Origin of the sequence: Nitrosomonas sp. (assembly GCF_043753625.1) — a bacterium.
Lineage (GTDB): Bacteria > Pseudomonadota > Gammaproteobacteria > Burkholderiales > Nitrosomonadaceae > Nitrosomonas.
In genome coordinates, this window is the sequence record NZ_JAYUWI010000027.1 from 1 (window position 1) to 21308 (window position 21308).

21 protein-coding genes and 1 tRNA gene are annotated in these 21308 nt (G+C 41.6%); 1 reads left to right on the forward strand and 21 read right to left on the reverse strand.

The window, feature by feature from the left end; all coding sequences use genetic code 11:
- Positions 1–460 precede the first annotated feature (460 nt).
- The gene (locus tag ACH10T_RS02505) at positions 461–934 is read left to right on the forward strand and encodes a disulfide bond formation protein B (RefSeq protein WP_394807758.1); all 474 of its coding nucleotides are present in this window, start codon (positions 461–463) and stop codon (positions 932–934) included.
- 9 nt (positions 935–943) lie between these two features.
- On the opposite strand, the gene xerD is transcribed toward ACH10T_RS02505, so the two are convergent.
- The 21 genes from xerD to ACH10T_RS02610 form a co-directional block, all read right to left on the reverse strand.
- Positions 944–1855 carry a site-specific tyrosine recombinase XerD gene (xerD, locus tag ACH10T_RS02510; RefSeq protein ID WP_394807759.1) on the reverse strand — a complete coding sequence of 304 codons (912 nt, stop codon included), beginning with the start codon at positions 1853–1855 and terminating at the stop codon, positions 944–946.
- On the reverse strand, positions 1842–2345 hold the full coding sequence (locus tag ACH10T_RS02515) for a methylated-DNA--[protein]-cysteine S-methyltransferase (RefSeq protein ID WP_292993767.1): 504 nt from the start codon (positions 2343–2345) through the stop codon (positions 1842–1844). Before ACH10T_RS02515 ends, xerD begins: the two co-directional genes overlap by 14 nt.
- Before the next feature lie 169 nt (positions 2346–2514).
- Positions 2515–4425: a molecular chaperone HtpG gene (gene htpG, locus ACH10T_RS02520; RefSeq protein WP_394807760.1), complete on the reverse strand. Its 1911-nt coding sequence runs from the start codon at positions 4423–4425 to the stop codon at positions 2515–2517.
- A 242-nt stretch (positions 4426–4667) separates the two neighbouring features.
- Complete coding sequence (gene nuoN, locus ACH10T_RS02525) at positions 4668–6113, reverse strand: NADH-quinone oxidoreductase subunit NuoN (RefSeq protein WP_394807761.1); 1446 nt, start codon at positions 6111–6113, stop codon at positions 4668–4670.
- Positions 6114–6165: 52 nt separating this feature from the next.
- Positions 6166–7650, reverse strand: a complete 1485-nt coding sequence (locus ACH10T_RS02530; RefSeq protein WP_394807762.1) for an NADH-quinone oxidoreductase subunit M — start codon at positions 7648–7650, stop codon at positions 6166–6168.
- Positions 7651–7745: 95 nt separating this feature from the next.
- A complete protein-coding gene (gene nuoL, locus ACH10T_RS02535; protein WP_394807763.1) occupies positions 7746–9686 on the reverse strand; it encodes an NADH-quinone oxidoreductase subunit L in 1941 nt (646 codons plus the stop codon).
- 55 nt (positions 9687–9741) lie between these two features.
- A complete protein-coding gene (gene nuoK / locus ACH10T_RS02540) occupies positions 9742–10047 on the reverse strand; it encodes an NADH-quinone oxidoreductase subunit NuoK (RefSeq protein ID WP_292993763.1) in 306 nt (101 codons plus the stop codon).
- Positions 10048–10102: 55 nt separating this feature from the next.
- Positions 10103–10708, reverse strand: a complete 606-nt coding sequence (locus ACH10T_RS02545; protein WP_394807764.1) for an NADH-quinone oxidoreductase subunit J — start codon at positions 10706–10708, stop codon at positions 10103–10105.
- 19 nt (positions 10709–10727) lie between these two features.
- Complete coding sequence (nuoI, locus tag ACH10T_RS02550) at positions 10728–11216, reverse strand: NADH-quinone oxidoreductase subunit NuoI (protein WP_394807765.1); 489 nt, start codon at positions 11214–11216, stop codon at positions 10728–10730.
- Between the two features lie 15 nt (positions 11217–11231).
- Entirely contained in the window at positions 11232–12329 is a 1098-nt protein-coding gene (gene nuoH, locus ACH10T_RS02555) for an NADH-quinone oxidoreductase subunit NuoH (protein ID WP_394807766.1), read from the reverse strand.
- Positions 12330–12352: 23 nt separating this feature from the next.
- Entirely contained in the window at positions 12353–14767 is a 2415-nt protein-coding gene (gene nuoG, locus ACH10T_RS02560) for an NADH-quinone oxidoreductase subunit NuoG (RefSeq protein ID WP_394807767.1), read from the reverse strand.
- Positions 14768–14835: 68 nt separating this feature from the next.
- Positions 14836–16113, reverse strand: a complete 1278-nt coding sequence (gene nuoF / locus ACH10T_RS02565; protein WP_394807768.1) for an NADH-quinone oxidoreductase subunit NuoF — start codon at positions 16111–16113, stop codon at positions 14836–14838.
- Positions 16110–16586, reverse strand: coding sequence for an NADH-quinone oxidoreductase subunit NuoE (gene nuoE / locus ACH10T_RS02570; RefSeq protein ID WP_394807769.1), 477 nt, complete (start codon positions 16584–16586; stop codon positions 16110–16112). The genes nuoF and nuoE overlap by 4 nt, the downstream gene beginning before the upstream one ends.
- Positions 16587–16589: 3 nt before the next feature.
- Positions 16590–17843: an NADH-quinone oxidoreductase subunit D gene (locus ACH10T_RS02575; protein WP_394807770.1), complete on the reverse strand. Its 1254-nt coding sequence runs from the start codon at positions 17841–17843 to the stop codon at positions 16590–16592.
- A 60-nt stretch (positions 17844–17903) separates the two neighbouring features.
- On the reverse strand, positions 17904–18524 hold the full coding sequence (locus ACH10T_RS02580; RefSeq protein WP_394807771.1) for an NADH-quinone oxidoreductase subunit C: 621 nt from the start codon (positions 18522–18524) through the stop codon (positions 17904–17906).
- A gap of 5 nt (positions 18525–18529) precedes the next feature.
- Positions 18530–19006, reverse strand: coding sequence for an NADH-quinone oxidoreductase subunit B family protein (locus tag ACH10T_RS02585; RefSeq protein WP_292993754.1), 477 nt, complete (start codon positions 19004–19006; stop codon positions 18530–18532).
- A gap of 4 nt (positions 19007–19010) precedes the next feature.
- A complete protein-coding gene (locus ACH10T_RS02590) occupies positions 19011–19367 on the reverse strand; it encodes an NADH-quinone oxidoreductase subunit A (protein ID WP_292993753.1) in 357 nt (118 codons plus the stop codon).
- Between the two features lie 86 nt (positions 19368–19453).
- Positions 19454–19538, reverse strand: a tRNA-Leu gene (locus ACH10T_RS02595).
- A 56-nt stretch (positions 19539–19594) separates the two neighbouring features.
- Entirely contained in the window at positions 19595–19978 is a 384-nt protein-coding gene (gene secG / locus ACH10T_RS02600) for a preprotein translocase subunit SecG (protein ID WP_394807772.1), read from the reverse strand.
- Positions 19979–19996: 18 nt separating this feature from the next.
- A complete protein-coding gene (gene tpiA, locus ACH10T_RS02605; RefSeq protein WP_394807773.1) occupies positions 19997–20752 on the reverse strand; it encodes a triose-phosphate isomerase in 756 nt (251 codons plus the stop codon).
- A gap of 319 nt (positions 20753–21071) precedes the next feature.
- Complete coding sequence (locus tag ACH10T_RS02610; protein ID WP_394807774.1) at positions 21072–21230, reverse strand: transposase; 159 nt, start codon at positions 21228–21230, stop codon at positions 21072–21074.
- Positions 21231–21308 lie beyond the last annotated feature (78 nt).

Consider the following 21308-nt stretch of genomic DNA (forward strand, 5'->3'; position numbering starts at 1 on the left):
ATAAAAACAAAAAATCGGGGCAGCGCCGTTCCGCTGCATGAATAGGGTGCCCTCTTAAATTCAATCTATTATTGTCTTGACTGCGGGGTCCACTTTATAGAGTCGGCCAATTAAGACGCGCAAAGATGCATGCCGCATGCCTTATCGAATCTATCGACAGCAACAAAACGCTGCCTCCGCTCCTGCACAAACTATTGGAAACCAGTCTGATTCTGGAAACAACGGATCCTAAAATTCTTGCTGTTTACTTAAAACGATCACCTTCCACTATCCGCAACGAATTTCAAAGAATCCGCACCATACTAGGGGCATACCAGTAGTTCTCAGAAAATCTCCAGTACAGAGTTCCTGTCAATATTTAATTCTAATTTCTAATCGAGATTGCACTAGTGATCCATCCCCATCATGATAATATTCCTATCATGATTGTATGAGCGTTTGCAAAAATGAAAATTATCCAATGAGATTATTAGTTGTATTTATTCTACTTAGTTGCATTAGTCTTCTAGGTTATGCGCAATATCTGCAACATTTGGAAGGATTACTACCCTGTCCGCTGTGTGTAGCACAACGTATTGTCTACTGGGTGCTGGGATTAGTTGCACTATTGGCATTTCTGCACAATCCCAAAGTCATCGGACACCGCTTCTATAGTGTTTTGATGAGTATTCTGGCACTCATAGGTACAATCATCGCAGCGAGGCATGCCTGGTTAATACGTTACCCTGAATCATTTGAATGTGGTATTAGTCCAGAGGAAGCTTTTCTAAATTCTTTACCACTTGCCAGTTGGTGGCCAGGGATGTTCGAGGCAAATGGAAATTGCGGGGACGTCGATTGGAAATTTTTATCGCTGACCATACCGGATTGGTCATTGATTGCTTTTGTCAGCCTTGGAACCGTATCGCTCTATATGCTATTGGCGAAAAAATAGCTTACGCTACTATCCACGAGGATGATGCTTGGTATGCAATTGTTTCAGGCGTTCACGCGCGATATGGGTATAAATCTGCGTGGTAGAGATATCCGCATGACCCAATAGTAACTGTACCACTCGCAAATCAGCGCCATGATTCAACAGATGGGTAGCAAATGCATGGCGCAGGGTATGCGGCGATAGCGGTTTATCATTGCCAGCTAATTGCGCATAACGTTTGATGAGATACCAGAAAGCCTGGCGGGTCATGGCTGCTCCGCGTGTTGTCACAAATATGGTATCAGTGACAATACCATTCAACAAAACAGGTCTGGCTTCTTTGGTATAACGGCTCAACCATTCAAGGGATTCTTCTCCGAGCGGGGCAAGACGCTCCTTTCGACCTTTTCCCATGACCCGTAGCACACCCATATCCATGCTGACTTGCGAATATCTTAGGTTGATCAATTCAGACACTCGCAATCCACTGGCATACAAAACTTCCAGCATCGCACGATCACGCAAACCGAGCGGATGTTTAAGATCAGGTGCGCTTAGCAACAGTTCGACCTCTGTCTCTGTAAGGCTATCGGGCAGGCTGCGCTGCAGTTTGGGTGTATCAATGTTGAGGCTGGGATCTGTCGTAATTTTCCCTTGACGCAATAAAAATCGGTAGAAGCGCTTTAAACTAGACAATTCACGGCTTGTTGTGCTGGCCTTCATTTTAGCGGATACTCTGGACGCCAGAAAATCGAGCAAGTCAGAGTGCGTTACGTCGGTTAGTACACTATTATCTTGATTCTGTTTTCTTAGCCATTCACTAAATAGCTGTAGATCGTTACGGTAACTATCCAGTGTATTACGCGACAAGCCGTCTTCCAGCCATAATGCATCGGAAAATTCATCCAACAAACCAGCGTTTTGTTCAGGTGCTCTCATGGCCCAACAGCCATCGCTTGATCACTAAAGGGTTGCCATCACTTGCATTCATAAAACCTCCTAACCCGCCATTCTTAGAAATAACCCGATGGCATGGTATGACGATCGGGATTCTATTGGCACCACATGCCCGCCCTACGGCTCTCGGTGCAGAGTGCAGTTGCGTTGCTATTTCTGCATAACTACTCGTTTCTCCGCTCGGGATAGCCTGAATGGCTTGCCAAACACGTTGCTGATGCGTCGTGCCACTGATATGCAAACACAAATCAAATATAAAATGTGGTTCGATCAGGTATGCCTGTAATTGCCTACACACTTCTTTCGCCAGTAAAGTTTTTGGTGCCAATGGTTTTGTACCAATCGGCAAATACTCAATATCAGTAAGCCAATCTTCTTCTGTTCTAATGCCTAAAACAGAAAATGGCGTGACCAGTTTTGCTTGATATGCCTTGATTGAATCAACAGCCTGATTATTCGTTGATTTGCCCACTGATTGATTGAATATTTATTTGGAAAATGATTTAGCGTTTCACGCTACATTCAATAGATGGACATTAGAAATGAGTAGAAGTTTCAAGTTTCAATTTACCACATCAATCTTCCGGCATCACGGAATGCATACCGAAAGATTGCGTAAACCATGCAAAGTGCTCTCAATCTCAGGATTTAAGCAATAACAACTCATTGAGTCTTTTTACAAATGCTGCTGGATCCTCAAGCTGACCACCTTCAGCCAGTAAGGCTTGATCAAACAAAATATGACTCCAGTCTTCAAAATTTTCCATTTCTGTTTTTAGCCTTTGCACCATCGGATGATGTGGATTAATTTCAAGGATTGGCTTAGCATGTTGTACCTTTTGACCTGCAGATTTCAGTAATCTTTCCAAATTACCACCCATATCATAAGTGTCCGCGACAAGACAGGCTGGAGATTCGGTCAAACGAAATGTAACACGTACATCTTTCACTTGTTCACTCAGCGCCGCTTTCATTTTGTCTATTAATTCTTGGTAAGCGCTGCTTTCTTTCTCACGTTCTTCTTTTTCAGTTTCGTCTTCCAAACTTCCCAAATCCAAACCACCTTTTGCAACGGATTGAAGCGGTTTTCCTTCAAATTCAGTCAAGTTGGTCACCAACCATTCATCAACACGATCTGATAACAGTAGTACTTCGATGCCTTTCTTACGGAAAACTTCTAGGTGAGGGCTATTCTTGGCCGCCTTGAGATTGTCAGCTGTAACATAATAAATCTTGTCCTGCCCTTCTTTCATGCGATGCAAATAGGCCTCCAGAGAAACTGCTGGTTCCTCAGTATCACTTTCGGTCGTGACAAAACGTAACAGTTTCGCAATCCGTTCCCGATTGGCATAATCTTCACCCGCGCCTTCCTTCAGAACTTGTCCAAATTCCCGATAGAAAGTTCTGAACTTTTCTTTCCCCTCATCATTTTCACTCTTGGATAATTCTTCTATCAATCCCAGCACTTTCTTGACTATACCTGCTCTGATCGATTCGATATCTTTTGATTCTTGCAATATTTCACGTGACACATTCAAAGGCAAGCTATTCGAATCAACCACCCCACGCACGAAGCGTAAGTAATTTGGTAACAGTTTCTCAGCATCATCCATGATAAATACGCGCTGCACATATAACTTAATGCCATGACGATGTTCACGATCAAATAAGTCGAAAGGCGCTCGTGCGGGGATATAGAGTAATTGCGTATATTCCTGTTTGCCTTCTACCCGCGCATGCAAATAGGCAAGCGGTGGCTCAAAATCATGCGCTACATGCTTATAAAATTCGTTGTATTGTTCAACGGTGATTTCATTTTTTGGACGCGCCCATAATGCATTTGCCTGATTAATTGTTTCGTCTTCACCAGTAATTTTATTTTTCGACTCTTCCTGAGACCATTCTTCCTTCTTCATTAAGATGGGCAAAGTAATGTGGTCGGAATACTTACGAATAATGATCCGAATCCGCATTCCATTGAGAAACTCATCCTCATCTTTGCGCAGGTGTAGAATTACTTCGGTGCCGCGCGTCTGTTTCGTTACCGTTTCCAGTGTATAATCACCTTCACCGCTCGATTCCCATCGGATGCCATGCTCTGGAGTTAATCCAGCGCGCCTGGTAATCAAGGTTACTTTATCTGCAATAATAAATGCTGAGTAAAAACCTACACCGAATTGGCCTATCAAATTCGCATCTTTAGCCTGATCACCAGTCAACGAATTAAAGAACTCTCGTGTGCCTGATTTGGCAATTGTCCCAATATGGTCGATTACTTCTTGCCGCGACATACCAATTCCATTATCAGAAATAGTGATAGTTTGTTCATCGACATCGTAACTCACACGAATGCTGAGATTCGAATCCGACTCATAAAGTGCAGCGTCTGTAAGACCTTCAAAGCGTAATTTATCTGCGGCATCAGAAGCATTCGAAATCAGTTCACGCAAGAAAATTTCCTTATTACTGTACAAGGAATGAATCATCAGCTTTAACAGCTGTTTAGCTTCCGCTTGAAAACTTAATTGTTCTTTGGTTGTTTCAGCTTGCACGTTTTCCTCCTTAAATATTCTGCTTTTTAGATGGGGGGCACACTGGAGATTTCAAGTTGGTTTATTTACGAATCATTTATTTCGACCAAACACAGTACTTCAGGAAACAGATAATACGCTGGAGTCGCAGAAATCCTGCAAAAAAGATTGAATTGTTCTACTAGGTAATAATTTTTTCTTCGAGTGCTTTCGTAAATGCAATCACAAGGCTAATTCTTGAACGAATACCCTTATGCCCATCACTACATTGAGTTTTGAATGGCGTAGAGACTCAGTCCCATGAGTGCCTGAGGAAATATACCAAATGCTAAAACTGCTAACCCATTTGCACTGAGAAGAATCTTTACATCACTATTTGGCTTTATGGGTTCATCGGTTTCTGGTTCATCGAAGTATATCAACTTGATAATACGAAGATAATAGAAGGCACCAATTAACGAGAACAATACAGCCACAACCGCCAACCAAACATACCCAGCATTGACAACTGCTTGTAATACAGAAAGTTTCGCATAGAATCCGATCATCGGTGGAATACCAGCGAGTGAAAGCATCAACAACAAGGCAATAAATGCATACCAAGAATTTCTTTTGTTGAGTCCTTTGAAATCATTGATGTTTTCAGCCTCAAATCCACTGCGGCATAGCAGCATAACCATTGCAAAAGTACCTAATGTCATCAGAACATAAGCAATGACATAAAATAAAGCAGAGCTATAGCCGTTAGAATCAGCACTTATGAATCCAAGCAACAGAAAACCCATATGCGAGATGGTTGAATATGCCAACATGCGCTTGATGTTTGTTTGTGCAATGGCGGCAATATTACCTACCGCCATTGACATGACAGCTAAGATCACCAGCATGCCTTGCCAATCAGCGGACATTTCCCCCATTCCTTCGACCAACAAGCGCATCACAAAACCAAAAGCAGCTAATTTAGGTGCGGAACCAATAAACAATGTAACCGCAGTCGGTGCACCTTGATAAACATCAGGCGCCCACATGTGAAAAGGCGCTGCGCTTAGCTTGAAACTGATTCCAGCCACAATGAATACAAGACCTACAACTAATACTTCCTTACTGCTTGCTTCACTTTGTATTATCTGAGCAAGCTGAGAAACATGTAATGTTCCGGTCGCTCCGTAAACCATTGACATACCATAAAGCAAAAAACCGGATGCCAAAGCACCCAACACAAAGAATTTCATGGCTGCTTCAGTTGCTACCAATGATTCGCGCCGTAATGCTACCAATGCGTAAAGAGATAGCGAGAGCAACTCCAAACCAATATACAGCGTCAGAAAATGACTGGCGGAAATCATCACCATCATTCCCATTGTTGCAAAAAGAATTAAGCTGAAAAACTCTCCTTTCAGCATACCGCGATCACTGATATAAGTATGAGAATATACAAGTACTGCTGATACAGTGCCATACACCATCAATTTCAGTATATCCGCCATTGAATCATCAATATACATTCCATTAAAAGTATGAGTAATTTCTGTAGAAAATGATATAAATGTAAGCAACGCACAACCCAATAACGTAGTCTGTGTCAGCAGATACGCAACATACCGCCTATTATCACCAGCGGTGAGGTCTGCCAGCATTACCACGCACACCATGATGAGCATAAATATCTCAGAAGAGGCTGGCGTAAAATCAGGTGGTATAAAATTCATTAATTCATAACCCTTTTATAAGGAACTCGTCACTATTCCAGAATCACTATTTTCACAACTTGCTGTTACTGACATGTATCAGCAGTTGATCAACCGTTGTATGCATTACTTCAGTTAATGGGTAAGGATGAACACCTATCCATAAAACTGAAATTGCCAAAATTGCCAATAATACAAACTCACGTTTTGAAATATCTTTTAATCCTTCAACTGCAGGGCTTGCCACAGCACCAAATATGACGCGTTTGTACATCCATAATGTATAAGCTGCACCAAAAATCAGTGTAGTTGCTGCCAAGAATGCATACCAGAAATTAATTTTCATGGCACTCATGATAACCATAAATTCACCTACGAAACCGCTCGTGCCTGGCAGCCCGGCATTTGCCATTGCAAATAACATAAAGAAAGCTGCAAATATAGGCATTTTATTCACAACCCCGCCATAATCAGCAATCTGACGAGAATGCAATCGATCGTATAGCACACCCACACACAGAAACATGGCACCGGAAATAAATCCGTGCGAAATCATCTGCACCATCGCCCCTTCAATTCCATAGGCATTCAGCAGGAAAAAGCCTAATGTCACAAATCCCATATGCGCGACTGACGAGTAGGCAATTAGCTTTTTCATATCAACCTGCATCAGCGCGATGAGTCCAATATAAACCACAGCTATCAACGACAACACAATCATCATAGTAGCCAGATAATGACTGGCATCAGGTGCAATTGGCAACGAGAAGCGTAGGAAGCCATAACCGCCTAGTTTAAGCAGAATTGCTGCTAGAACAATTGATCCTCCCGTTGGCGCTTCTACATGCGCATCGGGCAACCAAGTATGCACTGGCCACATTGGCACCTTGACTGCAAATGCTAGCAGGAACGCAACAAATATTAAAATCTGCGGTGTCAATGGAATCGATAGTTTATGATAATCCTCGATGGAGAAGCTTCCTCCAGATGCTAGATACAGATAAATAAACGCGATCAACATCAGTAAGGAACCAAGAAGCGTGTAAAGAAAAAACTTAATGGCGGCATAAACACGATTTGGACCACCCCATATCCCAATGATCAAGAACATTGGGATCAGTGATGCTTCCCAGAATACATAAAATAAAATAGCGTCCAATGAAGCAAAAACACCATTGACAATTCCCGACATGATTAAGAATGCACCCATGTATTGTGATACGCGTTCTTTAATCACTTCCCACCCTGCCACAATAACCAATGGGGTAATAAAGCAATTCAACAAAATAAGAGGCATCGATATACCATCTACACCCAGATGATAATTAACATTAAAACGCTCAAACCAGACGTGACTCTCAATAAACTGCATTGCGCCAGTTGCAGAATCAAAGTTGGTATAAAGCGGAATCGCTACCAACAATCCCAAGATTGATCCTACGAGTGAAATCCAACGGGCTAGATGTGCATTGCGATCATTTCCGGTTGCAAATACGGCAATACCAAACACAATTGGTAGCCAAATAATTAAACTCAATAGTGGGAAATCAAACGACATGATTTTTCCGTTTTATTTGTTAGTACTTATTATCTTTAAGTATTTTATTCATCAATATATATCCAACATCATGTTTACATGTTTCTTCAAGAAATCTAGTAAAGCCATAAGGTCAAGATAACAAATACGCCAACTATCATAGTAAACGCATAATGATAGATATAACCTGTTTGGTATCGGCGTACTACAGCCGCCGCCAATGCTACAACGCGCGCGGTGCCATTAACAAAGAATCCATCAATCACTTTTATATCACCATACTTCCACAACATAGTACCTAAAGCACGTGTGCCGCCAGCAAATAACCACGAATAAAATTCATCGATATAATATTTGTGATCCAATAAATTATACAAAGGGCCACACCGGGCTTTTATTTTTCCTGGGATATCCGTTCTTGCACTATATAAATACCAAGCAGTAAAAATACCAGCTACTGATAGCCAAAATGGTGCTGTCGACAGCGAATGCACCATCATCCCTCCGATACCTATAAATTCTGCACCTAATTTCTCAAGAGCATCATGTTGCGGCAATACATAAATTACATTATTAAAATAATCACCAAAAACTATTGGGCCAATAAGCCATCCCGCAGCAATTGTTGGTATAGCTAGAATCACTAGCGGCAAAGTGACTACCCAGGGGGATTCATGCAAATGCGCTTTGGTATGTGCATCCATCCGGGTTTGTCCATGAAAAGTCATAAATATCAGCCGGAATGTATATAATGCAGTAATAAAAACTGTCATCAGCACACAAAAATATGCAAAGCCAACACCAGGAATATTGGCAAAGTACACAGCCTCAATGATCGCATCTTTAGAAAAAAAACCGGAAAAACCGGGTACACCTGCACTGGCTAATGCTGCGACAAACATCGTCCAATAGGTAATTGGCATATAACTCTTAAGTCCACCCATTTTTTGCATATTTTGCTCATGGTGCATGGCAATAATGACAGAGCCTGCACCTAAAAATAATACAGCTTTAAAGAACGCATGAGTCATCAAATGGAAAATTGCAGCAGAATAGGCGGATGCGCCTAATGCGACAGTCATGTACCCTAATTGCGATAAGGTAGAGTAGGCAACAACTCGTTTAATATCGTTTTGTACTACTGCAACAAGTGCCATAAATAATGTCGTTATTCCGCCAATTATTAATATGACTGATAGTGCCGTTTCCGATAATTCAAATAGTGGCGACATACGTGCCACCATAAAAATTCCTGCCGTCACCATGGTCGCCGCATGAATCAAAGCAGAAATTGGTGTAGGGCCTTCCATCGAATCAGGCAACCATACATGTAATGGAAACTGTGCTGATTTACCCATCGCACCAATAAATAACAATATACAAATAAGTGTTATTACCAACCAAGGCATGCCAGGTATTAATTCAATCTTCTCATCGACTATTCCTGGTGCTTGCGTAAAAACAGCAGCGTAATCCAATGTGCCAAAATACAGCAGCACCATAGCAATACCGAGGAGAAAACCAAAATCACCGACACGGTTAACTAAAAATGCCTTCATATTGGCGTAGATGGCTGTTGGGCGGGTATACCAAAAACCAATTAATAGGTACGATACAAGTCCGACAGCTTCCCATCCAAAAAACAACTGCAAGAAATTATTTGACATCACCAACATCATCATCGAAAAGGTGAATAACGAGATATAACTAAAGAAACGTTGATAGCCCGGATCGTCATGCATATAGCCAATGGTATAAATATGAACCATTAGTGAAACTAAACTGACAACAATCATCATAGTTGCTGACAATTGATCGATCAGAAACCCGATCTCGAATCGAGTATCACCTGTCACCAGCCAAGTGTAGACACTACCGTTATAAATATTACCTTCCAGTACATCTAGTAAAATAACTATAGATGCCAATAATGAAATAAAAACAAGTACTATTGTTATGCGATGACTCCACACGGGGCCGATAAAACGTCCAAATAATCCAGCTATGAGTGCGCCTATTAGCGGGGCCAGTGGAACTAGTAAATATAGATTTTGCATCTCGGTCAATTATTCTTATGTCGGTTATAAGTACTTATACTCTTCTTCTTTTTTACTAGCCTTTGAGTTTATCGAGATCATCAACATTAATCGTATGCATATTGCGAAACAGCACAACAAGTATAGCTAAACCAATAGCTGATTCTGCTGCTGCAACTGTCAGAATAAAAAACACAAAAATTTGGCCGGATATATCCTGTAAATAGTGCGAAAACGCAACAAAATTCATATTTACTGCTAGCAGCATTAACTCGATAGACATAAGTAAAATAATGACATTTTTTCTATTGAGAAAAATGCCAACTAAGCCGATTGCAAATAAAATCGCGCCGAGCACTAAGTAATGAGATAACGATACCAAGCTGACAACCTCTTCTAAATATTAAAATCGTTAAAAGAACTATTAAATGTATTTTTTATTCTTTCTTTTCTGATGGCATGTTCACCATGCGTATTCGATCTTCTTTTCTCACTTTGACTTGCTTGGATGGATTTGGTGATCTTTTATCTTCACGATGCCGCAATGTCAATGCAATTGCCGTGACCATTGCAACCAGCAAAAGCACTGCAGCCAACTCAAAGGCATACACGTATTCGGTATAAATTAAGCGGCCTAACTCTCTGGTATTGCTGTAATCAACATCTTGCGGTCTTGGTGTCGGCATCTCTTCGAGTCCAAAATATTTACCCATTAGAACCATAGATATCTCGGCAACCATTATCAGTGCAATGACTGCACCGAAGGGGAACCACTTCCAAAATCCTTCCCGCAATCTGTCCTGATTGATATCCAGCATCATCACTACAAATAAGAACAATACCATTACTGCACCGACGTACACCAACACTAATGTAATCGCAAGGAATTCTGCTTCCAGCAGTAACCACAGACCCGCACAGGTAACAAAAGCCAGCACCAGTAATAATGCTGAATAGACTGGATTACGAACTGTAATTACTCCAAGTGCCGATGCGACTAAGATGGCCGAGAAAATATAAAATAAAATGTCTTGAAAATTCATTTGTATTTACCAGAGAGTCTCAACGGTAGCGAGCATCGGCTTCTCGATCCTTGGCAATCTGTTCTTCATAACGATCTCCGACAGCCAATAGCATTTCCTTGGTATAGATCAAATCGCCCCTTTTCTCGCCGTGATATTCCAATATACGCGTCTCAACAATTGAATCAACCGGGCAGGATTCTTCACAAAAACCACAGAATATACATTTACTCAGATCAATATCATAACGTGTAGTACGTCGTGTACCATCCTCACGCTGTTCTGAATCGATGGTAATTGCCATAGCAGGACAAACTGCCTCGCATAATTTGCATGCAATACAACGTTCCTCTCCATTTGGATACCGACGCAAAGCATGCAATCCACGGAATCGAGGCGATTGCGGAGTTTTTTCCTCTGGAAAATGTACAGTAATCTTTGGTTTGAATAGATACCGTCCAGTAACAGCCATACCTTTTAACAATTCAAATAATAAAAAGGTACTAAAAAACTTTTTGATACGATCCATTGTATTTTCTCTATTCTAAAACCAGATATTTAACGGAAATAAGTTCCGCATAGATTCTGGTAGTTGCATTATCAAGCCTAATAGAACAATCCATATGAGTGTAATTGGAATAAATACCTTCCATCCCAGTCTCATGATCTGATCATAGCGATAGCGTGGGAAGGTTGCACGAAACCAAAGAAAGAAAAACAAGATAAATGCAATCTTCAATAGCAACCAAATAAAACCGGGAATCCATGTAAATGGTTCCATATCAATCGGAGGTAACCATCCACCCAAGAACATGATCGATGTCAGAGTAGCAACCAGTATCATGTTGGAATATTCAGCCAGAAAAAATACAGTAAAGGCCATACCCGAGTAATCAACATGGAAGCCTGCAACAATTTCTGATTCACCTTCTGCGACATCAAATGGGGCACGATTTGTTTCAGCTACCCCTGAAATTAGATAAACCAGAAACATTGGAAACAACGGAATCAAATACCAGTTCAAAAAACTACCACCTTGTTGACCGTTAACAATATCACCCAAATTCAAACTTCGCGACATCATTAGAACACATACCAAAGCAAAACCCATTGCTAATTCGTATGAAACAACCTGAGCAGCAGACCGCATGGCCCCTAGGAAAGCATATTTCGAATTCGATGCCCATCCGGCAATAATAATGCCGTAGATTCCCATTGACGTCATTGCTAAAATATACAGCAATCCTGCATTGATATCTGCAAGAACAAGTTCAGGAGAAAAAGGGATTACTGCCCATGCCGCAAGCGCTGGCATAATTGTTAATACCGGCGCAAGAATAAATAAGAGCTTGTTTGCTCCCGTCGGAATAATGATTTCTTTCATTATTGCCTTAACTGCATCAGCAATCGGTTGCCCCCACCCACGCAACCACGGTATCCCAAAAAAAGTCACTCTATTGGGTCCGACGCGGATTTGCATATAAGCAATTATTTTCCGTTCCGCAAAGGTTAAATAAGCAACGCCTAATAACAATGGAATGACAATAGCAAAAATAAATGTGATGTTTGATGCTAATGAAAACAACATAGATCCCCATTCTATTCCAAATATTTCCACAAACTGTTGTTGAATATTCTCCATTTAATAGACTCCAACCTTTGCTTTCACTGTTTTTCCACTTGAATTTCCCCGAACAAAGCGCCGAGTGCTACTGTCTTCGGGTGTGCACTTGCAACACGCACACAATTATCAGGCAATTTTTCATCATGAGCGGCCTCGAGCCGAACGAATTCGTCTCCCTGCGTAACTTTCACCTGATCACCTGCGCTAACACCTAGTTTCTCCAGCAGTGCAGTTGCCATCCATGCTTTTGGCGGTGCAGCATCCTGAGTAGCCTGCAAGGACTCAGCACGACGAACAATCGGATCCGCCTGATAAATCGGTATTTCTCCAATACGCTGTAACTCTTGTCCTTCAGTCACTCTAATCCCGGTACCAAAGTCCCTCAAAGTGTTATCGAGATATTGATTAATTTCCAATCCTTCAGGAAAGATTTCTGCCCGAATTTGTTCCGGTGTCTCATAATCAAATTTTTCTAGCGACAGCAAATTAGCCAGTACACGAAGCACTTTCCAGGCAGGGCGAGCTTCCCCTAGCGGAGAAACAACGCCATTGAAACTTTGTATTCTGCCTTCAGTATTGACATAAGTTCCTGATGTTTCGGTAAAGGGCGCAATCGGTAATATAACATCTGCGTAATCCGCTACATTTCCTTTATAAACACTTAGAGATACCACAAATTCGCTCGACTTGATTGTTTTTAGTGCTTTCTGGGAATTATAGGTATCAAATTCTGGCTCAACATTCATCAATATAAATGCCTGACACTTTTCATCGGACAAGTCATTGCTATAACCTAGCATTTGTGATGCGTTTAATCCGGATTCCATCTGATCAAATTTTGTTGTAACTAGCAACGTGTTGATTGCCGGTATTGCACCTACCAAATATGCACCGACACTATTTGCAGCTTCGCCCAACACGCCATAGCTCGCTCCTGTAATTTGTGCAATCAAACCCGCAAGCAAATTAATTCTTGAGTAATCGGGATGGTGTTGGGATAAATTACCCAAGTAAATAGCTGCTGGCGCATTCTCAATAAGACTCGAAGCAATAGCGTACGCGTTAACAGCACTAGAAACATCTATTGAATTAATAAGTTGCTTCAAACCGCCTGTTTGTTCTGTTCCGTTAATCTCAGCGGCTGCTTTCAAGATTTCTGCCAATTTCGTAACCATTGCACCTGGTGCAACTATGGCCTTATTCGCAATATTAACCAATAAATCATCATCTATTGGATTTACAATATTTAATTTCATGCCATTTTTAACAACAGCTTGGCGCAAACGCTGTGCAATAAGCGGTTGATCTTTACGTAATGTGCTGCCGATAAGAAGCGTCGATTTTAATTGTGATATATCTGCAATACTAGTACCCAACCACGGTACACCCTGCATATGCTTATCTGCGTAAAAGTCTGATTGGCGCAATCGATGATCGATGTTTGCGCTCCCCATCGCACGTAATAATTTCTGCAATAAGAACAATTCTTCTGATGTGCTATGCGCAGATCCTAATGCAGCGATGCTTTGTGCGCCATGCTTTTGTTTGATTGTTTGTAGGGCATTAGCGGTAAATTCCAATGCCTCTTGCCAGTCGCACTCAAACCATTGGCCATCGCGTTTGATCATAGGACGAGTCAATCTATCCTCTGAGTTTAATCCTTCATAGGAAAAACGATCTTTATCAGACAACCAACATTCATTGATCGCTTCATTGTCCCGAGGAAGAATGCGCATAACGCGATTCTGTTTGACTTGTACAATCAGATTTGAACCCAAACCACAGTGCGGGCTTATTGATTTTCTGCGTGATAACTCCCAAGTACGAGCTGAATACCGAAATGGTTTACTAACCAGCGCACCTACAGGGCAGAGGTCAATAAGATTGCCGGACAATTCAGAATCCACGGTCTTACCAACAAATGCAAGTATTTCAGCATGCTCACCACGCCCAACCATTCCTAGCTCCATAATACCGGCAATTTCCTGACCAAAGCGAACGCAACGTGTACAGTGGATACATCGCGTCATATCCGTTGATATCAGTGGACCCAAATTTTTGTTAACGACGACGCGTTTTGCTTCGGTATAGCGCGACCCACTCGCACCGTACCCAACAGCGAGATCTTGCAGTTGACACTCACCACCTTGATCACAAATGGGACAATCCAGTGGATGATTTATGAGCAGAAACTCCATGACACCTTTCTGTGCCGTTACTGCCTGCTGTGAATGTGTATATACCTTCATTCCATCCATCACCGGCGTTGCGCACGCGGGCAGTGGTTTAGGTGCCTTCTCAACTTGTACCAGACACATGCGGCAATTAGCGGCAATGGATAATTTCTTGTGATAGCAAAAATGCGGGATATATACACCGATCTGTTTTGCGCCCTCCAAGATGGTACTTCCTTTAGGAACAGATATTTGCTTACCGTCGATTTCTATATTGACCATCGGCTAGAATTCTTGAGTTAATCACGAATTAATAAATGATACGTACTGGTTGTTTAGCATTAGAACAATTAGACCATACACTTCTTGTGTTCTATATGGTAAACAAACTCGTTTCGAAAATGTTGAATCATAGCGCGCACCGGCATTGCCGCAGCATCGCCCAAGGCACAAATTGTTCTTCCCTGTATGTTATCAGCAATATTATCTAGCAAATCAAGATCCTCAAGTCTACCTTTGCCATGCTCAATGCGATTAACGATACGATAAAGCCACCCCGTACCTTCGCGGCATGGCGTACATTGACCGCAGGATTCTTCGTAATAAAAATATGACAACCGTTCCAAAGCCCTTACCATGCAGGTTGTGTCATCCATGATGATGACTGCACCTGAACCAAGCATAGACCCAGCTTTGGCAATTGAGTCATAATCCATATCCGTTTGCATCATAATATCGCCTGGTAATACTGGCATTGATGATCCACCCGGAATACATCCTTTTAATTTCCGACCTCCGCGCATCCCGCCTGCCAATTCCAATAACTCTGTGAAAGGCGTCCCAAGGGGTATTTCATAATTACCTGGTTTATTAACATGCCCTGATACGGAAAATATCTTGGTGCCACCGTTATTAGGTTTTCCAAGTTGCAGATATTTTTCTCCACCATTGCGGATTATCCATGGAACCGAAGAAAAGGTTTCAGTATTATTAATAGTAGTCGGTTTGCCATAAAGGCCATAATTTGCTGGGAAAGGCGGCTTAAAGCGTGGCTGCCCTTTCTTACCTTCTATAGATTCTAGTAATGCCGTTTCTTCACCACAGATATAAGCGCCATACCCATGATGATTGTATAGTTGGAAACTAAATGCTGATCCAAGAATATTATTCCCTAGATAACCGGCTGCTCGCGCTTCTTCAACAGCCTCTTCCATGCGCTCGTAAGTTTCCCATATCTCACCATGAATATAGTTATAGCCCGCTTTAACGCCCATTGCGTATGCGGCTATTATCATACCTTCGATCAACAAATGCGGGTTAAATCGCATGATATCGCGATCTTTAAATGTACCTGGTTCCCCTTCATCTGAGTTGCAAACGATATATTTATTTCCTTCATATGCTTTAGGCATGAAGCTCCACTTCAATCCAGTGGGGAAACCAGCCCCTCCACGACCACGAAGTGCAGATTTCTTGACTTCTTCGATCACTTCTCCAGGAGTAATTTGTTTAGCCAGTATTTTTCTGAGCGCTGCATAGCCTTCACGTTCCTCATAGCCTCTGAGCCGCCAATTTTCCGGATCGGATGGATCAACTCCATTCATTAATGTTTGCGGGTACTGATTCATTCGGTCAGTTCCTCCAGCAATTTATCGATCATTTCATTGGACATAAAACTACACATGCGCTTGTTATTAACTAATAATACTGGTGCATCTCCACATGCTCCAAAGCATTCGCCTTCCTTTAGTGTAAATTCACCATCAGGAGTTGTCTGGTTAAATTCAATATCTAATTTTTTCTTTAAATAAGCTGCACTATCATTACTACCCGATAAGGCGCAAGGCAAATTGGTACATACCGTAATCTTGTATTTACCCACCGGCTCGAGGTTATACATATTATAAAAAGTGGCCACTTCATAGACTGCAATGGGAGGCATCCCTAAATATTCAGCTACAAAATTCATTGTTTCATCGGCCAACCAGCCCTTTTCATCTTGTGCAATTGCAAGCGCTGACATGACAGCAGATTGTTTTTGTTCAGCCGGATATTTAGCGATCTCTCGATCTATTCTTTTAAGGGATTCAGTGCTTAACATCGTTTATCTATCTATCTCACCAAATACTATATCTTGTGTGCCAATAATAGCTACTACATCTGAGATCATGTGCCCTCTCGACATTTCATCCAAAGCAGCTAAATGTGCAAATCCAGGTGCACGTATTTTCAGTCGATAGGGCTTATTAGCGCCGTTAGATACCAGATAAATACCAAACTCACCTTTGGGATGTTCAACCGCTGCGTAGGTTTCACCCGGAGGCACATGAAAGCCCTCGGTAAATAATTTAAAATGATGAATCATTTCTTCCATATTTTGTTTCATATCAACACGTGAAGGTGGTGCAATTTTATGATTATCAGTAATCACTGGCCCTGGATTTATACGCAGCCAATCGATACATTGCTTAATGATGCGATTTGATTGTCGAAATTCCTCCATACGTACCAAATATCGATCATAACAATCACCATTAACACCTACAGGTATATCAAAATCAATACGGTCGTAGACTTCATAAGGCTGTTTTCTTCTTAAATCCCATTCCACACCGGAACCACGTAGCATTGGGCCGGTAAAACCTAACGCTTTAGCTCGTTCAGGAGAAACGATACCAATATCTACCAAGCGTTGCTTCCAAATTCTATTGTCAGTTAGCAATGTTTCATATTCGTCAACATACGTTGGAAAACGATTCGTAAAATCTTCAATAAAATCCAATAAGGAACCTTCTCGATTTGCGTTCCGCGCACGAGTCTGCTTTTGATTATGAATTTTCGATGGCTGATACTGAGGCATCGTATCAGGTAAATCACGATATACACCACCTGGCCTATAATAGGCAGCGTGCAATCGAGCACCTGATACCGCTTCATAACAATCCATCAGATCTTCCCTTTCACGAAAAGCATACAGAAACATTGTCATAGCACCGACATCCAGCGCATGCGCACCAATCCACAACAAGTGATTAAGTATACGAGTAATTTCATCAAACATTACACGTATGTACTGCGCTCTTATTGGCACTTCAACTTGCAGCAGCTTTTCGATAGCCATCACGTAAGCATGCTCGTTAACCATCATCGAGACATAATCCAATCGATCCATATATGGAACTGATTGAATATACGTTTTATTCTCTGCTAATTTCTCAGTTGCCCGATGCAGCAATCCAATATGAGGATCCGCACGCAGTACAACTTCCCCATCCAATTCCAGCACCAATCTCAGCACCCCGTGCGCTGCTGGGTGCTGGGGTCCAAAATTCATGGTGTAATTACGTATTTCAGCCATATGTTATTTCATAGAACTCTTATCTAAAAACACAATTCATGCGGTGAAATCACGCAAGCATCAAGACTCACAGTCCCCGTAATTCTCTTCCCGTATCACCAGAGGTGTTATTTCTCTCGGTTCAATAGTGACAGGCTGGTAAATAACACGCTTCTGCTCTGAATCATAGCGCATTTCAACATGGCCTGTTATTGGAAAATCCTTACGGAATGGGTTCCCAATAAAACCATAGTCTGTCAATATTCTGCGCAAATCCGGATGACCAGTAAAAACAATACCATAAAGATCAAATGCTTCACGCTCAAACCAGTTCGCGACAGGCCATATATCAGTAATTGAATCCACTACCGGATACTCATTATTTTCGGTTAAAACCCGAATGCGCAATCTATGATTACGATCAACCGAGAGTAGATGATAAATCACTGCAAAACGTCTATTCTTCAGGTTATTTTTTTTTGATAGGTCGTCGCCATACGTTGAATAATCAATTCCACACAAATCAATCAATGTGTCAAAAGCAAGAGTAGGATCGTCACGCAACATTTCACTCGCAGCAAATATATCTTCTGCACGAATATTGATAGTTAATTCACCATACCGAACTTGGATATCAATCAGTTTATCCCCGAGTGCACTTCGCAGCGACTCTGCAAGATTTTCCAAATAAGTAGTATGCATAGGAATTATCGTGCAATAGTGTTAGTGCGATTTATTTTATTTTGCAACTGAATAATGCCATACAGCAATGCTTCTGCTGTTGGAGGACAACCTGGTACATATATATCAACTGGCACAATACGATCACAACCACGTACTACAGAATATGAATAATGGTAATAACCTCCACCATTTGCACACGATCCCATCGAGATTACCCAGCGCGGTTCAGCCATCTGATCATAAACCTTACGCAAAGCTGGTGCCATTTTGTTACATAAAGTACCTGCAACGATCATAACATCTGATTGACGCGGACTTGGCCTGAACACTATGCCAAACCGGTCAAGATCATAACGTGATGCTCCTGTCTCCATCATTTCCACTGCACAGCAAGCCAGTCCAAAAGTCATTGGCCACATGGAACCAGTTCGCCCCCAGTTAATAATTGAGTCTAAACTGGTAGTAACAAAACCCTTTTCAAGAACTCCCTCTATACTCATAACATTAATCCCACTCTAATGCTCCTTTCATCCATTCGTAGATAAAACCAACCACCAGGATACTCAGGAATATCATCATAGCAATAAATCCAAACATTCCAATTTCATCAAGTACGATTGCCCACGGAAATAGGAAAGCAATTTCCAGATCAAATAAGATAAATAAAATTGCGACCAGATAATAACGCACATCAAACTTCATTCGAGCATCTTCAAAGGCTTCGAATCCACATTCGTATGGCGATAGCTTCTCACTATCTGGACGATTTGGTGCAAGTAGCCAACCACATAGCATGGGTACAACACCAACCAAGAATCCAACAATTAGAAAAAGTAAAATTGGAAAATAGTTTTCAAGCATATCTTATCTTTTATTTAAACGTGACAGATCTATAGATTATAGAAACAATAATTTTTAACTATGCGTTTACAAATACTATCTTTGCGTGGTGCCGACGGCGAGACTCGAACTCGCACAGCTTTCGCCACCGCCCCCTCAAGACGGCGTGTCTACCAATTCCACCACGTCGGCGGAAAAACTATGTATTTTTTGATCAAGAATTTACCATATCATTTATATTCAACTAGCTACTCAGGTATCCGATTAGCTTTTGAACCGCCTTCAACTTCCGGCACATTACCATCTCGTTCGAAAGAAGATTCTTCTTCTGACTTGATTTCAGATCCACTTTCAGATTCTTCGATTTGATCCATAATGCTCAAGGCTTTTGTGCTTCCAGTTTGATTCACCGAGAGATAAGTTAAACTCATACTTGTAGCAAAAAAAAGTGCCGCAACAAAACTTGTCGCGCGACTCAGGAATGTGGCTGAGCCACTTGCTCCAAATAAACTGCCTGCTGAACCACTGCCAAACGCAGCTCCCATATCCGCACCCTTTCCATGCTGCAATAATACCAAAACTATTAGTACAATCGCCAACAAAACATGCGCTGCCCAGACCAAAATTTCCAACGTGTTACTCCAAAAAATTTATTGATGTAAAGCGCGACAAATCGCAACAAAATCAACTGCAACCAATGATGCACCACCTATCAAACCACCATCAATATCAGGCATGTCAAATAGTTCAGATGCATTACTTGCTTTAACACTCCCGCCATAAAGAATAGTTAAATCATTGGCTATATTAGCATTTTGCTTTTCTATACCTTCCCTGATAAAAGAATGAATATCTTGAGCTTGCTCAGGCGATGCTGTTCTACCCGTACCGATAGCCCATACAGGTTCATAAGCAATAATCGCGTTCCCTAGAGACTCGATTCCTGTTAATTTGATAACCGCTGCTAACTGATCTTCAATTACTTGCTCTGTTGTGCCAGCTTCACGTTGCTCAAGTGTTTCGCCTACACACAGAATAGGGGTTATACCAGCCCGTTGAGCTGCCTGATATTTTTCAGCAACGGTATGACTATCTTCACCAAATAATGATCTTCTTTCCGAGTGCCCTACAATTACATAACGACATTCAAAGTCATTCAACATGGAAGTCGATATTTCTCCTGTATATGGCCCTTTTTCGTACTGACTCACATTTTGAGCACCCCAAGCTATATTCGTATTCTGTAATGTGTCTTGTACTGAGGGCAGATAAAGATAAGGCACGCAAACTAGAAACTCCACTCCCTGTAATCCGTCTAAGCTTGTGACAATCGTATTGAGTAACTGCTTATTCTCTGACAAATTACCGTGCATTTTCCAGTTACCAGCTACCATCTTTCTGCGCATTTTACCTCTTGCCTAAACTTACTAAATGGGCGATGCTACCCTTGATTCTTCATCAAGTCAATTCTATATCTTGCCCCTGTAGAGAACAAATAAACTGTCCGTGTTTGTAGCAAATTATCTGTCCGGATTATCTTAAGTCCAGGAGGGTTAGAGATGAAACGGACGGAATTTCTACAGGAAACACGGAAGATGAGATTTGAAGAAGCCTATGAAGGTTGTAAAAGTGGGTATCTTATTCCAATTCTACTTAGGAACAGTATTAATAATCCAATCCCATCCGGTAATGCTGCGCATAGTTTCCTGGCTTGATTCAAGGTTTTTAGCGCGCTTTCCAGATGAATCTCAAGTGCATCCAGACTATCGAAGGCACGGTTATGAAAGAACTTTCCCGCAACTCATCCCACACATGTTCCTGCGGGTTGAGTTCTGGCGAATAAGGCGGTAGAAACAGGATTCGTATATTCTCTGCCAATTTCATGGCCTAGTTTTTGTGCCAGCCTGCGCCGTCCATCACCATAACAATATTTTCATGCGGGTAACGTGCCGCGATCTCATC